The 14,723-nt window shown below is 36.6% G+C and carries 14 protein-coding genes and 1 pseudogene; 11 read left to right on the forward strand and 4 right to left on the reverse strand.

All coding sequences use genetic code 11. The features are described 5' to 3' along the window. Positions 1-3: 3 nt before the first annotated feature. The 4 genes and pseudogenes from ACQKOG_RS02790 (at position 4) to ACQKOG_RS02805 (ending at position 3,112) form a co-directional block, all read left to right on the forward strand. Complete coding sequence (locus tag ACQKOG_RS02790) at positions 4-723, forward strand: Fic/DOC family protein (protein WP_370081317.1); 720 nt, start codon at positions 4-6, stop codon at positions 721-723. Between the two features lie 86 nt (positions 724-809). Then, positions 810-1,058 (forward strand): annotated as a pseudogene (locus ACQKOG_RS02795) (IS66 family transposase); the annotation flags it as partial. 61 nt (positions 1,059-1,119) lie between these two features. Beyond that, positions 1,120-1,536, forward strand: a complete 417-nt coding sequence (locus ACQKOG_RS02800) for a His/Gly/Thr/Pro-type tRNA ligase C-terminal domain-containing protein (protein ID WP_370081315.1) — start codon at positions 1,120-1,122, stop codon at positions 1,534-1,536. Between the two features lie 295 nt (positions 1,537-1,831). Continuing rightward, the gene (locus tag ACQKOG_RS02805) at positions 1,832-3,112 is read left to right on the forward strand and encodes an MFS transporter (RefSeq protein WP_370081313.1); all 1,281 of its coding nucleotides are present in this window, start codon (positions 1,832-1,834) and stop codon (positions 3,110-3,112) included. Between the two features lie 124 nt (positions 3,113-3,236). Here the strand turns inward: ACQKOG_RS02805 and ACQKOG_RS02810 are convergent, their stop codons facing one another. Then, complete coding sequence (locus ACQKOG_RS02810; protein ID WP_370081311.1) at positions 3,237-3,434, reverse strand: hypothetical protein; 198 nt, start codon at positions 3,432-3,434, stop codon at positions 3,237-3,239. A 232-nt stretch (positions 3,435-3,666) separates the two neighbouring features. Between ACQKOG_RS02810 and ACQKOG_RS02815 the strand changes: the two genes are divergently transcribed. Then, positions 3,667-4,422 (forward strand): IclR family transcriptional regulator, encoded by a 756-nt coding sequence (locus ACQKOG_RS02815; RefSeq protein WP_370081309.1) that lies wholly within the window; start codon positions 3,667-3,669, stop codon positions 4,420-4,422. Positions 4,423-4,501: 79 nt separating this feature from the next. Here ACQKOG_RS02815 and ACQKOG_RS02820 read toward each other — a convergent pair whose 3' ends face one another. Beyond that, the gene (locus ACQKOG_RS02820; protein ID WP_427444919.1) at positions 4,502-5,533 is read right to left on the reverse strand and encodes a biotin-dependent carboxyltransferase family protein; all 1,032 of its coding nucleotides are present in this window, start codon (positions 5,531-5,533) and stop codon (positions 4,502-4,504) included. Next, positions 5,524-6,264 (reverse strand): 5-oxoprolinase subunit PxpB, encoded by a 741-nt coding sequence (gene pxpB, locus ACQKOG_RS02825; RefSeq protein ID WP_370081305.1) that lies wholly within the window; start codon positions 6,262-6,264, stop codon positions 5,524-5,526. Before pxpB ends, ACQKOG_RS02820 begins: the two co-directional genes overlap by 10 nt. A 278-nt stretch (positions 6,265-6,542) precedes the next feature. On the opposite strand from pxpB, the gene ACQKOG_RS02830 reads away from it, so the two are divergent. From ACQKOG_RS02830 to ACQKOG_RS02850, 5 genes are all read left to right on the forward strand, one after another. After that, the gene (locus tag ACQKOG_RS02830) at positions 6,543-7,307 is read left to right on the forward strand and encodes a LamB/YcsF family protein (RefSeq protein WP_370081303.1); all 765 of its coding nucleotides are present in this window, start codon (positions 6,543-6,545) and stop codon (positions 7,305-7,307) included. 40 nt (positions 7,308-7,347) lie between these two features. Then, positions 7,348-8,565 (forward strand): NRAMP family divalent metal transporter, encoded by a 1,218-nt coding sequence (locus ACQKOG_RS02835; protein WP_370081351.1) that lies wholly within the window; start codon positions 7,348-7,350, stop codon positions 8,563-8,565. A gap of 65 nt (positions 8,566-8,630) precedes the next feature. Then, positions 8,631-9,422, forward strand: coding sequence for a putative hydro-lyase (locus ACQKOG_RS02840; protein ID WP_370081349.1), 792 nt, complete (start codon positions 8,631-8,633; stop codon positions 9,420-9,422). A gap of 637 nt (positions 9,423-10,059) precedes the next feature. Next, positions 10,060-11,499 carry a PLP-dependent aminotransferase family protein gene (locus ACQKOG_RS02845; protein WP_370081301.1) on the forward strand — a complete coding sequence of 480 codons (1,440 nt, stop codon included), beginning with the start codon at positions 10,060-10,062 and terminating at the stop codon, positions 11,497-11,499. Positions 11,500-11,654: 155 nt separating this feature from the next. Further along, a complete protein-coding gene (locus ACQKOG_RS02850) occupies positions 11,655-12,104 on the forward strand; it encodes a YfmQ family protein (protein WP_370081299.1) in 450 nt (149 codons plus the stop codon). A gap of 129 nt (positions 12,105-12,233) precedes the next feature. On the opposite strand, the gene ACQKOG_RS02855 is transcribed toward ACQKOG_RS02850, so the two are convergent. Beyond that, complete coding sequence (locus ACQKOG_RS02855; RefSeq protein WP_370081297.1) at positions 12,234-13,367, reverse strand: DUF4261 domain-containing protein; 1,134 nt, start codon at positions 13,365-13,367, stop codon at positions 12,234-12,236. A gap of 435 nt (positions 13,368-13,802) precedes the next feature. Between ACQKOG_RS02855 and ACQKOG_RS02860 the strand changes: the two genes are divergently transcribed. Next, a complete protein-coding gene (locus tag ACQKOG_RS02860) occupies positions 13,803-14,498 on the forward strand; it encodes a FadR/GntR family transcriptional regulator (RefSeq protein ID WP_370081295.1) in 696 nt (231 codons plus the stop codon). Positions 14,499-14,723: the final 225 nt, after the last annotated feature.

Here is a 14,723-nt window from a genome sequence, read left to right on the forward strand (position 1 = left end):
TTTATGGACCCATATATTTATCCTAATACAAATACCTTAATCAACAAATTAAATATTCGAGATAAACAACAATTAATTGACGTTGAAGCACAGCTGTTAATCGCGGGGATTGTAGATATTTCTTCTATCACCCATGAGATTGACTTTCAAAAATATGAAAGTCTTCAAATGATTCATCACTTTCTTTTTCATGAGCTATATTCATGGGCAGGGGAATTCCGCACAGTCAATATTTTTAAAAGTGAACATGTTTTAAATGGATTATCTGTTGCTTATAGCGATAAAGATCACATTGTATCTGATTTGAAAACTGTTTTCAGTTGGTCTAAATCTAAGCAATGGAAATATTCTAATCCTCGTCTTGTAGAGGACTTTTCTACATTTATGACAAAACTTTGGCGTGTTCATCCTTACCGAGAAGGAAATACACGAGCGGTTTCGATTTTCATGAAGCTTTTTGCTGAAGCAAATAGGCTAGACTTCAATGCTCAATTGCTCTCACAACATGCAGGATATTTACGAAATGCACTAGTTCTTGCCGCAGTAGAAGAAGCTCCGGAACCACAATATTTATTGAATATGATGACAGATGCACTAGATGTAGTTGATTTCAATAAATTCAAGCCTGACGATGAAGCGTCTAGTAATTATCAAGTAATTGGGCAATATGATGTTTCCAAGTATGAAGAAAAACCCTTTGAAACGGATTTTGATAAGGAATAATTTTATTTACCGATTAAGTAGGTTCTGGTTATTTAATACACTAAAAAGGATGGTGATTTGTAATTGAATCATCATCCTTTTCGTGATATGGCCTGCTTACGAATGATAAGGACTTATCAAACTGGGTGATCCGTTCAGCTGAAGATTGGCTTCTACCGGTTTATGAACAGATGAAGCAGACATTAACAGCAAAATCTGTTCTACATGTGGATGAAACCTATGCGCAAATAATCAAACGTTCAGACGGAAAATCCGGTCAATCGAACGCCTATAATTGGGTGTTCCGAAGCGTGCCAAGTCAAGGACCGATCATCGTTCTTTTTCAAAAATCCATTTTTAGCACGTGGGCTCGAAATTTACACAGGCACGATTTACGAAATTTTTTTAGCGGATGGCATGATTAAATCAAGCATCGGCAGCGGTGGTCGCTATGATAATGCGATTGGGGGACTACTTGGTACAAATGATTCATTTGCAACGGTGGGGATTTCATTTGGGTTAGATGTGATTTATACAGCATTTGAGCTAACAGGGAAAGCAGAGAAGCGAGAATCAGATATCGATATTTACATCATTCCAATTAGAGCAGAAAAAGAGGCACTTGTTTTGGCTACAGCACTACGTAACGAGGGCAATCGAGTAGAGGTTGAGCTAAGTGGCAAAAAAGTCCGAAAAGCAATGGATAAAGCCAATCGAGAGGATATCCAAAAGACAATTGTACTTGGCGAGAATGAAGTAACTGCGAATCGTTATAAAATGAAAGATATGAATAGTGGAGAAGAACAGCTATTTAATTTTGTGTTTGATAAATAATGAAATGCCAGGCTTTCTATTTAATAGAGGGCCAGCGTTAAGACTACCCAGCAATAATATGTGTTCAAGATTTAAAGCAATTGTACAAACAACAATTAATGAGATAGATGGGTTAGCATATACAAGACAGTTAAAAGATTTCAAGCTCGAAATATTCCTCCGAACTCGTCGTAATAACTAGAGAACTAAAAGCATTTTCAACCAAATTCAAACCATAAAACTACTTTGAAAAACAGGTTTTAACGTTACCTATAATTCATATATATAGAGTAAAAGCTAATAGGAGTAGAAATCAATGGACAAACAAAATAGTAGATATAGATGGGTAGTATTTGTTTCTGTACTATTTACTTATTTGTTAATGGCGAGTCAACGAACCGCCCCTGGACTGATTACAGACCAATTGATGCGAGATTTTAATGTAACAGCATCAACGATTGGGTTATTGACAAGTATACAATTTTTTGTCTACACGAGTTTGCAAATTCCGATGGGGATTTTGGCTGATCGATTTGGGCCAAATTTTTTTCTAATTATTGGTGCTACTCTTACAGGTTTAGGAACAATTATTTATAGTCTGAGTACACATGAATTCGTCCTGTTTTTTGCCAGAATACTAACTGGGGTAGGGGATGCGACCATATGGGTTAACATGGTGCTAATTTTAGCCCAATGGTTTCAACCAAAGGAATTTGTTCGATTAATTGGCATGGCTGGCATGACAGGAAGTCTTGGTTTTTTATTGGCGACAGTACCTTACTCCACGTGGATACTTTTATTTGGTTGGAGGGTAACATTTTTCTCAGTTGGACTACTATTATGTTTCTGTGGCATTCTCCTTTATTTTGTACTTGTAAAAAAAACAAAACAAATTTTGGGGGATGAGCAAGTAATTGATACAGCAGAAGTGCAACGTGAAAAAACATCAGTTTTACTACGAAGAATATTTTCAAATCCGCAAGCATGGGCTCTATTCTTTTGCCATTTTGGGGTAGTCGGCGGTTATGTAGGCTTTATCAGTTCATGGGCAGTACCATATGGGATGAATATGTATGAAATGACTCGCTCAGATGCCAGCCAGCTGATTATGATCGGTCTTATCGGGGCCCTTATTGGAGCACCTTTAGCTAGTTGGATTTCAAGTCGGTTAGAAACAATTAAAAAACCGTATATTGTCGTTCATATCATTGTTTTATTAGGGTGGTTTTCTTTCCTTTTATGTAATGGGCATCCTTCCTTTTTCTTTCTGATTATTATTTTCTTTATCATTGGCTTTGGATATGGGGCGAGTGCATTAACCTTTGCAGCTGTACGTCAATCTTTTAAACTTGAAGAATCAGGAATTGTTTCAGGGATTGCGAATACGGGCGGCTTTCTAAGTGCTGTATTGCTACCCATCATTTTTGGATATATATTAGATCATTTTCAATCAACTTCAGGAAATCTATTTGATGGATATTACTATGGTTTCATCACGCCAGTTATCTTCTCCATCGTTGGTTTGATTGGAGTGATTTTATTTAAGGAAAAACGTCAGAGCGTAGGACAAAAAAAGAATAGCCGCATTTTTAACTAGCATCGTAATCGAGGGAATCAAAATAAGAATAACAAGCAGGGGTAAAGAGCATGGAAGGAGAGCAACCATTCTCTACTCCTGTTTTTTATTCCTTTATCAACCTGATTTACAGGGTATAGGCTCATCACCAAAAGTTGTGGATGACATTTGTTAAACGTATACCTTGTATATAAGTTGATTGGAGTGGAGGCTGGGCGACTCCTTGGGGATCAGCAATAGAGGAACGAAGGCTAAAACCATCACGTCCTGTGATAACGCCTTCGTGACCAACATCGTGTTGGCCCGAGACCCTGGAACGAGCATCGCGAGTGAAGCGGCTCATCGGACGCCCCCAGGAAGCTTTGCTCTGTGCGAAAGCGAAGCGTCAGCAATTGTTTTATCTGTGCGTAAGCGTAGCGACAGCAACAACAAAGCGCCCAGTCGGAACGGAAATCAATCACACGTTTTGGTGAAGATCCAGGGTATATAAAAACAGTAAGATGTTAGGTATAATTATTAATTAAGAAAAATTATGATTAGATTAAATCTAGTATAGAAGGGGAAGAAAACTTAAATTGACAAATAATAAAACGGTTGTCCGTTCAATGGATATTTTAAATCTATTTATCGATCATACTGAACTGTCATTCCAAGAAGTAATTGAGTTATCAGGAATCCCTAAAACCTCTGCTTTCCGCATGTTGAAATCTTTCGAGGAAATGGAGTTTTTAGAAAAGGGGGCTGATGCAAAATATAGGTTAGGCATTCTCTTCCTTAAATTTGGACATTTAGTATCAATGCGCCTAGATGTGCGGAAAATTGCAGATCCAATTATGAATGAGCTACATAATGATGTAAAAGAAGCGATTAATTTAATCGTTCGTGATGGTGACGATGCTGTTTATATCGAGAAAATTGATACGCAGCAAAAAGTTCGACTCTACACAGCAATTGGTAGAAAAAGTCCTCTTTATGCAGGGGCATGCCCTCGTGCTGTATTATCCTTTTTACCGGATGCAGACATTAAGGAATATCTTGAATCGGTAGAACTTACATCATTTGCAATGGGGACAATTACAGAAAAGGAAAAGCTTTTTGAAACGATTGTGCAGGCTAGAGAACTTGGTTATACAATCAGCCATTCAGAATTAGAAAATTATACTTCTGCTGTTGCAGCACCGATTTACGATCATAAAGGAGAAGTCGTTGCAGCAATGAGTATTGCGGGACTAGAAACCAATTATCGAGGGGAAAACGTTGAAATCTTCGTCGATAAACTTAAGAAGGCTACCGCAGCGATTTCTAAACAATTGGGGTATGAACAGCTTTAAAAAATGGGTAGTCTCAAAAGTCATTTGAGATTACCCATTTTGCGCTGAAATTGCTAGTTTTTTCGGAAAATATTACTATCTAAATAATCGAATTTTGGACGATTGAATAGCCTCTATCGCTTCTATAACCTTTTAAACGAAGCCCAAATGCTAATTCATTTCGTTTTCTTTCTTGCTGTATTAACGCCAATTGAGCTTCTTCAAGAGTGACCTCTTTAAAATAGACTCGACCATTTGCTTGCATTTGTGCTAATGATGGTAAATCGGCAGAAATCACTTGAGCTATTTTAGGATATCCACCAGTTGTTTGACGATCTGCCATTAAAATAATAGGTTGCCCATTGGAGGGCACTTGAATCGTTCCAAATGTAACCCCTTCGGATAATAATTCAAATGGCTCTTTTAATTGAATAGCCTCTCCTTCTAATCGATAGCCCATTCGGTCTGACTGTGTTGTGATGGTGTAAGGTGTTGAAAGGAATTTTTTTAAACTCTCCTCATCGAAATGCTGGTATTCAGAGCCTCTTATGAAACGGATTGTTTGCGTTTTTTTAAATGTAACAAAGGGTGTGTAATCAGCTGACCAAGAAAGATACGTTGGTTCTTTTTTTAATTGTTTAAAAAGATCCTCTCCTAAATCTGATCGTCTATCTAATTCAAAAACATCATTCTTCAGCAATTTTCTTCCTTGAAATCCTCCAATTCCAGCACGTATGTAGGTACTTTTACTGCTCATCACTTTGGGTACTTGAATTCCTCCACTAAACGATACGTAGGCTCGGCAACCACTAATCGCAGTATTAAATTTTAAAACAGAGCCTTTTTGAATAAAAAGTGGCCGCCACATTGGTGCTTCTATTCCGTCTATTGTAGGTTGTAAATTCCCACCTGTAATTGCGATCAGTTCATCAGTTTCAAATAAAAGGGTTGTTCCATAAAGTGTTAACTCAAGAGCGCCTTCTCCTTCCGAATTTCCAACAAGTAAATTAGCAATTCGTAAGGAAATTGAATCCATTGCTCCTCCGACGATAACACCAAACTTTTGTAGTCCATATCTTCCTAGGTCTTGAATGGTTGCCAGCATACCTGGCTGTAATACCTTTATGCCCATGTTCTCATCTCCCAATCGCTCTTATATTCATCCAACGAAATTGGTACAAACTGAATTCGATCACCCGGTTGTAATAAGGTTGGAGGAGATTGTTCAGGTAGAAACAAACGAGAAGGTGTTCGTCCGATGATTTGCCATCCACCTGGTGTTTCTAATGGGTAAATCCCTGTTTGATTTCCCGCAATTCCAACAGATCCCGGAGTAATCGATAACCGTGGAGTTTCTTTACGAGGTGTTGCAATTTGTCTGTCCATTCCTCCCATAAAAGGAAAACCTGGAGCAAAGCCTATCATGTAAACAAGATATTCTACAGAAGAATGAATTTTAATGACTTCATTAGGTGTTAAACCATGATAAGTGGCTACAAATTCTAGATCTGGTCCCATTTCACCACCATATACTACAGGGATTTTTACGACACGTTCCTTCGTTGTTTCAACTATATGAGATTGGTTCATTAAAGAAAGAATTGTTGCTTTCACCTTTTCGTAAGGCATTTGAGCTCCTTTTTCTATAGTTGAAAAGTATACTTCAATCGGATTGTAATAAACTGTCACATTATTATAGGCAGGTACAACCTCGATGAATCCTTCAAATGGATTTCTCTCTAATAAATTCAATATATTTTTAACTTTGTAGTGAATTGCCTCACTGATTCCTTCACCTACATGTATAACTAGTGCAGAATCGCTCAAAGGTCTTATTTGTACATTCTCTTTTAAATTCAGCATAAAAACCAACTCCTGAAGTTTCGTAATTCGGTATATCAGTTTTAAATAACGGATTATTAAATATTATATTTAAAGAATAAACAAAAACAAGTTTAATTTAAATGAAAATTTTAAAAAAAATATTCTTTCTCAAAATTTTAAATTTATACTTTTCAGAAATTATAAAATATGTTAAGATTTTTTTAAATTTCAAAACTTAAGTTCCGAATATCGGTACAAAATATTTGTAAACGTATTCATTATAACTACTTAAGTGGGAAGAAAACGGGGAGAAGAAGATGTTTCGAGTTGATTTAAACTGTGATTTAGGGGAAAGTTTTGGTCGTTATCGACTTGGAGAGCAAGAAGAAATCTTAAAATATGTAACCTCTGCTAATATTGCTTGTGGATTCCATGCTGGAGATCCAACAGTCATGCGAGAGACAGTTAAGCTAGCCATTGCTATTGGTGTGAAAATCGGAGCACATCCAGGATTACCGGATTTAAATGGTTTTGGACGACGTGAGATGAACATCACACCACAGGAAGCCTATGATATGGTTATTTATCAAGTTGGTGCATTGCAAGGTTTTCTAACGACTTACAATGAAACGATGCAGCATGTTAAGCCACATGGAGCACTTTATAATATGGCTGCTAAAAATCCAGCGATTGCTGAGGCAATCGCACAAGCTATTTATGATATTTCACCTTCACTTGTGTTATTCGGTCTCTCAGGAAGTGAATTAACAAAAGCCGGAGAAAAAGTAGGGCTTCAAACAGCCCATGAAGTGTTTGCAGATCGTACCTATCAGAAGGATGGTTCTTTAACATCTCGTCAACAACCTGATGCATTGATTACCGATAAGGAACAAGCTGTGAATCAGGTTGTGAGAATGGTGAAAGAGGGAATTGTGCTGTCACAACAGCAAATCGAAATTCCATTACAGGCAAATACTATTTGTATTCATGGGGACGGGGAACATGCTGTAGAGTTTGCAAAATATATTCATTCAAGATTAGCAGAACATCAAATATCAGTACGTGCAATCAAGGAGGGGTAAGCCAATGGTAACAAAAAAAGCGGAAGTTAGTGAAGCTGGGATCGAGCAAGAGAAAAAAGGTAAATTTGTTAAGAAAACAGCAAGTAAAAGTGTGTTAATAGGAGCAGCCTTTTTAATGGCTACCTCATCTATCGGACCAGGTTTTTTAACACAAACGACAGTATTTACACAGCAATTAGCGGCTAGTTTTGGATTTGTCATTTTAATTTCATTAATTCTAGATATTGTCGCACAGGTAAACGTTTGGCGAATCATTGCTGTTTCTGGCTTGCGAGGGCAAGAAATTGCCAATAAGGTGTTACCTGGATTAGGTGTTCTCCTTGCAATAATGATTGTTATAGGCGGTTTAGCATTCAATATTGGTAACGTTGCTGGAGCTGGATTAGGGCTAAATGCAATGCTTGGCGTAGATCCAATTATGGGTGCCATTGTAAGTGCACTTTTTGCTATTTTTATATTTATCTATAAAGAAGCTGGGAAGGCAATGGACAGGGTTGCGCAAATTGCTGGCGGTGTTATGATTCTACTCATGCTATTTGTTGCTTTTAAGACTTCACCACCTGTAGGAGAAGCGATTGTGAGCACCGTTTGGCCTAAAGAAATTAGCTGGTTTGCGATTGTAACATTGGTTGGTGGATCAGTTGGAGGTTATATTACTTTTGCTGGTGGTCACCGCCTTTTGGACGCTGGCATCAAAGGACAAGAATCCTTACCAGAAGTAACAAAAAGCTCTGTGACAGGTATTTTGATTACTGGCGTAATGCGTATTGCTTTATTTTTAGCGGTTCTTGGTGTTGTTTCAAAAGGTTTAGTCATTGACCCTGCCAATCCACCTGCATCTGTTTTCCAACTAGCTGCGGGTAATATTGGTTATCGTATGTTTGGTATGATTATGTGGGCTGCAGCGATTACTTCTGTTGTAGGTGCAGCTTATACATCCGTTTCATTTATTCGTTCATTCCACCCTAACATAGAGAAATATCATAATTGGGTGATTATAGCATTTATCGTCATTTCAACAACAACTTTTGCCTTAGTTGGAAAGCCTGTTAATGTGTTAATTTTGGTAGGTGCATTAAATGCACTGATTTTACCATTATCACTTGGCATTATATTAGTTGCTGCACACAAAAAAGAAATCGTTGGTACATATAAGCATCCACGTTGGTTAACTGTAACTGGAGCAATTGTAGTTGTTCTTATGGGATATCTCAGCATCAATACATTTATTGAAGAAATTCCAAAAATTTTTAGTTAATCTAACAACCATCCATCCATGAGCATCTTTTCATGGATGGTTAATTTATAAGGAGTGAATTGATGATGACAACATATAGTGCTTTAGAGCCGAATGAAATCCGTAAACTTATTCGCAATCAAGAAATTTCTGGACCAACTTCTGGCATGTCGATTGGGTTTACACAAGCAAATTTAGTGATTTTGAAGAAGGAGCATGCCTTTGACTTTCTACTATTTTGTCAGCGAAATCCAAAGCCATGCCCGTTATTAGACGTGACAGAACCTGGATCATTTATCCCTTCAAAAATTGCTAAAAATGCAGATATTCGCAAGGACATTCCGAAATATCGTATTTATCGGGATGGTATTTTAACTGAAGAAGTATTAGACATTACAGATTATTGGGAAGAGGATATGGTAGGTTTTTTAATAGGATGTAGCTTTACATTTGAAACACCTCTTCTTGAAGCAGGTATTCCAATAAGACATATTCAAGAAAACTGTAATGTGCCAATGTATAAAACAAATATCGCGTGTGAAAAAGCAGGTTTGTTTGAAGGACCAACTGTTGTCAGTATGCGCCCTATGACACCAGAGGATGCGATTCGTGCAATCCAAATTACTTCGCGTTTTCCAAATGTACACGGTGCACCAATTCATATTGGTAGTCCAGAACAAATAGGTATTACGGATATTTCAAAACCAGATTTCGGTGATGCCGTGTCCATTAAGCCAGGGGAAATACCAGTATTTTGGGCTTGTGGCGTAACCCCTCAGGCAGTAGCAATGGAAAGTAAACCTTCTATTATAATTACCCATGCTCCGGGTCATATGCTAATCACTGATATAAAGGAAGCAAGCTTGAGCATACTTTAAGGTATGTTCGAGGACATCTATTTATTTTTCTGCATAAGTATGCGTTAAGAGGTTGGGGTTTCTAAAATCTAAAAAGCTGGTGAAATTTTACGACGAGTAATATTTCACCAGCTTTGATTTTTTTTAAAGGACTTACTTGGCACACTACAAAAACAAACGAAAAAGTACCACGGTGTCGTTCGATTCATGGACCTTAAGGGTAAAGAAATCCTGTCGTGACAAAACGTGACTAGATTGCCGCATTACCCTGGGGACGTACAGTTTATAACGTTATACTTAGAGAAAAAATAAGCATTTTCGCTTATGATTCAATTTTACAGTACTCGGTCAATCGAGTTTCTGTATTAATGGATTGTGCGTGGAGGTGCTTTTTTCTTTGCCCTAAAAGAAGGGGATATTTGAAATTCAAATAGTACAACCGTTATTGCAAGTTAGAAAACATGAAGAAAAACGAGATGATTTAGCAGTTGAAAAAATGAGGATTGATTATTTAAGTGGATGGCTAAAATAAAAAGAAGTGGATGGTTCATTACAATTGAAATAATATTAATATATAATCTTTTACCAGGAATAACACTGATGAAAGAAGAAAGCAAGATTTTAAGTAAGTTTTAAGGAACTAATGAGGTGAGTATATTTGGATTGGAAACCTGATAGACAAGCGAAAAAAGCGATCTATAAACAACTCGCAGAATATATGGAAAAGGGAATTGCAGATGGTACATTTCCACCTGATAAACCATTGCCATCAGAGAGATATTTAGCTAGTGCTTTACATTTAAATAGAAGTACTGTCGTTAATGCATATGACGAATTAGAATCGATGGGGCTAATTGAAAGAAATAGAGGCAGTGGTACTACAATAAGTAAAGATATATGGGGTATGACAAAAAAACGGATTCCTAGCTGGAATAGGTATATTGAGGCGGGTTCTTTTTTACCTAGTCAACCTGTAACGCAAAAAATAAGAAAAGAAGCTGTTGAACATAAACTAATAAATTTAGCTTCCGGTGAATTATCTGAAGAACTTTTCCCGAAAAGCTTTTTAAGCGAGATAACTTCAACACGTTCTTTTATTGGAAGCCTAGGATACGATCATCCACAGGGGAATGAAACCCTTAGAAATACCATTACTAAACACGTAAAAAAAAGTCGGGGAATCGAAACTAATCCTTCTTCAATACTTATAACATCAGGAGCGCAACAAGCATTACATTTAGTTGTACAATGTTTGTTAAAGCCTGGAGATGCAATAGCAATAGAAGATCCTTCTTACAATTATAATCTTCCAATTTTTAAATCGGTAGGTATACAAGTACATTATCTACCTGTCGATAAGGATGGAATGAACCCAGAAGATTTGCAGTTATTATATAAAAAACACCGAATTAAAATGATTTTTTTAAATCCATATTTTCAAAATCCAACGGGCTCCTTATTGAATAATAAGAAAAAAGAAGCGATTTTAGACATATCCTCAAAGCTTGGGATTCCAGTAGTAGAAGATGATCCTTATAGTTTAACAGCTTTTTCAGGAGAAAAAATCTCTACCCTTAAATCAATGGATAGGAATGGAAACGTATTATACATTAGTTCTTTGTCCAAAATTGTTGCATCAGGATTAAGAATAGGGTGGATTATAGGCCCAACATCTGTGATTGAAAGATTATCCGATGCGAAACAACAAATCGACTTCGGTCATTCTAGCTATACTCAATGGATAGCGAATGATTTTTTAGAATCAGAAAATTTTCATATTCATATAAAAAGTTTAATTAAGGAATTAGAAAAAAGGAGAGATAAAATAATAAAAAGCCTTGATACTTATTTAAAAGATCTGGTGGAATATTCTATTCCTCAAGGTGGTATTCATATATGGTGTAAAATACTTAAAAATTATAATGAAACTCAATTGCTTGAAGAATCTATTAAAAGAGGTGTCATTTATGTTCCTGGTTCTACACTGGGATCCAAAGATGGTTTTGTTCGATTTACTTTCGCCAGGGAAGATGAAGATTCAATAGATGAAGGAATCAAAAGGTTTGCAGAAGCTCTTAATAGTTTAATAGCCAATTGAATGACTAAAAATGTGTTAGCTTATATATTTATCCCTAAGATAAATGGATGGTCAAAAAAGTATCAAATTGGATGGTTATAAAAAATATAAATCCCTTATCATTGAGAGGTGGATGATAAATCATCGATATAGCCTACTGAAAGAGTTGATATGATATGACATCGGGTTTGATTATTACACTAGTAATTGGATCTATTATTAAATTGTTAATGAGCCCTCCCAGTATAGCTGTGGCATGGGGAGTAAGTAAATTTGAACTGCATAAAAAACTTGATGTTAAAGATGTAACGGTAACATTTAACGGAAAGAATTTAGAAGAGGAAGAAAAAAATAGATTTACAGCCTATTTTAATAAAGCTTCCTTTTTAAAAAAATATTATATATTTCCAGGCAATGAACAATTATTTCTACAGCCAGAGACTAATGTTACTCCATTTGTCATCAACGTAAAAAGAGGCAAAAAAGAAGACGTTAATTTCTTTGTTTTTAGTTACGATAATCACGTTGATGTAGTCAAGAAGTGCAAGGAGAAGGTTGTTTCATATAGTATTAGTTCTGAATATCTACAAAATTTCTCCATTTTAACTACAAATGCAAACCATTGAAAAAAGTTTTCGAAAAATTAGGGGTTCAGTCACCTAGCATGAAAGATTGGCTGTATAAAAAAACCAGAATGGAGAAATCCATTCTGGTTAAAGTCTAACTTTTAGGGTTCACTACAACTCTACGATGTCCTAGTATTTGATTTTGAGAGTATCCCCATCGACATAAACTCCCTCGGAACGGGAAATCGGCAGCTTTTGCTCTGCTGAGAAGCCGATCGTTTCTCCATCCCTTAAAGTAACATCCTCTTCTACAATATATCCGGAAATAGTAATCAAAAAATCACGCAGCTCGGCAGGCGATGCCTGACTGTCCAGGATCTCAATTTCATCCTTGCCAAAGGACTTTAGCCCATAAGTATATCCATCTACCCCGGTTTCCTTTCCTACCAGTCCGAAATAAACCAGATTCAGTAAAGGATACATATCGTCATTCTTCATGACTTCAGCCATATCCTGAAAAAGTTCAGGCTGGAATACTGTGCCAGATGTATAGATCCCTATTGCGTTAGGAAGCTTTAGACAACTGGCCGCCAGCTTAGTGTATAGTCTGCCGCTGTCCAGCGGGGAGCCGGAACGAGTAAATACAGCCAGGATGATTTGAGCAACATGCGTTTGAGTAACCTCCACGGCTTCTTTCCACATGTAGTTTCCCTGTGCATAATACTCAGCCTCACCATCTGGTACGGGAGCATCGACAAAACTTACCGCTAACATGCAGTCGTCCACTTCAAAGACCAGGGTTCCTTCGTTTGTTTCTTCGGCGTTATCCTCATCCTCTACCTCTACTGACGAGCAGGAGAGGTTCCAATCATTCAAAAGGTTGGCTTTTATCTGATCAATATCACATTCTGCAGAGTTAAGCAGAACGAATCCGTTAAAAATACCAGATCCACTGTCTTGTGTTTCCGTCTCGTCCTCCATGGATTGGGTAGCTTCATATGCTGCAGCCTGCTGCATCCAGTATTCTCGGATTAATTCTACCATCTTTACAGCTTCTTGCTCTGCAGTCGCAGGGTTATAGGGTTGCATCTCGCTGAATATATGGCCACAATGCTCAGTGTAAGAAGGGTCCTCATAGCCTCCGCATACACCAAGGAGCCATTTTCCAAGCATTGTTTTTTTATACTTGAATATATAGTAGTGCATATCATGTAAATCAAACTCTCCCGCAATTTCTATTTTACTAGGTTGTTTCCCGAGTTCTCGTTCATCTGCTAGCCAATCAATCATAGATTGCATCGCTGCTTGTTGTTGAGCTGTCATTAATTTCTCTCCTTTACAAATGTATGATTCTACCATTATACTACCAACTTTTGGGGAATTGAATAGTAAATCAAGAATTTTACCTCTGATGGCAGATCACTTCTAGGCGAAAACAAAACATTATATTTTCCTTCAAATCTTTATCCTCATCAAGCAATTCACCATTTCCAAACCCATCCCATTAATTTCGACAAAATGTGAATGGGGGCTACCGTTTAAAAGCCGCTCTGACCTTTTTTCAAAAACTGAAAAGTGTATTGTTTATAAAATTAAGATAGATGTAAAAAAAGGAATTCGATACTTTTGACAAACGATTAAAGTTATTATGCAAAGAGAATTTATGAAAAATATAGAAAATTAAGAAATTAACTTGTATACTTGTATTATAAGTCGACAACTTGAGGGTAAAGATATATTAGAAAGTGGGTTTTATAAATGATGATTGAACGTAAAAGTATTTCAAATCAGGTTTTAGAAGAAATATTAGAAATGATAAAAAATGATGAATTATCAGTTGGGTCTTTAATGCCAAGTGAACATGATTTAGTTACGCATTTTGGTGTTAGTAGGGCACCTATTCGAGAAGCTTTAAAAGTTCTCGAAGTGTCGGGTATTATTTCCAGTAAACAGGGTGGAAGAAGTCGTATTAATTCGATCAATTTATCAGATATGTTAGCGCCAATTCGCTTTGAAGTCATTTCTTTAGAGGAAATTCTTGATTTATTAGAGTTTCGTATACATATTGAGTCGAGTGCAGCAAGTTTGGCAGCTGAACGCCGTACAGAAGAAGAATTGGAAGCTTTAAAAGAAGCAGTTCAACAATTTGAAGAGGTCTATAAATGTGATTATGATACAGGGCAACAAATTGATTTTGCTTTTCATAAATTAATTATGCAAGCATCGCACAATCAATTTTTTATAGATACACAAAATAATCTCTCGGAACTTTATATAAAAGCGTTACAATTTTCTTTATCAAAAAATTTGGGGTTAGAAAAGAAGCGTAATGAAGTACTAGAAGAGCATAGAAAAATTGTAGAAGCGATTGAGAGAAAAGATGCACGTGCGGCAAGTAGTGCGATGATTTTACATTTAACAAATGCACGAAATAAATTGGAATCCTTGAAATAACACAGTATTGAATGGTAGTTAGAAACCCTATAACATGCAAAGGTTATTTTTGAAGTCTTTCACGGCTTTCACGATGTAATCAATTTCTTTATTTACAAGGAGTCAACCGGATGCTGTGATCTTCTGAAGAAAATTCGCAATCAAGTCACTCTTTTGTTGTATTAATAACTAGGAAAGATGTTTCTTAGTGGAAACTAAAAAATTTTAAAAAAATGATTCTCTTTT

Source organism: Lysinibacillus sp. NPDC093216 (assembly GCF_050280325.1).
Lineage (GTDB): Bacteria > Bacillota > Bacilli > Bacillales_A > Planococcaceae > Lysinibacillus.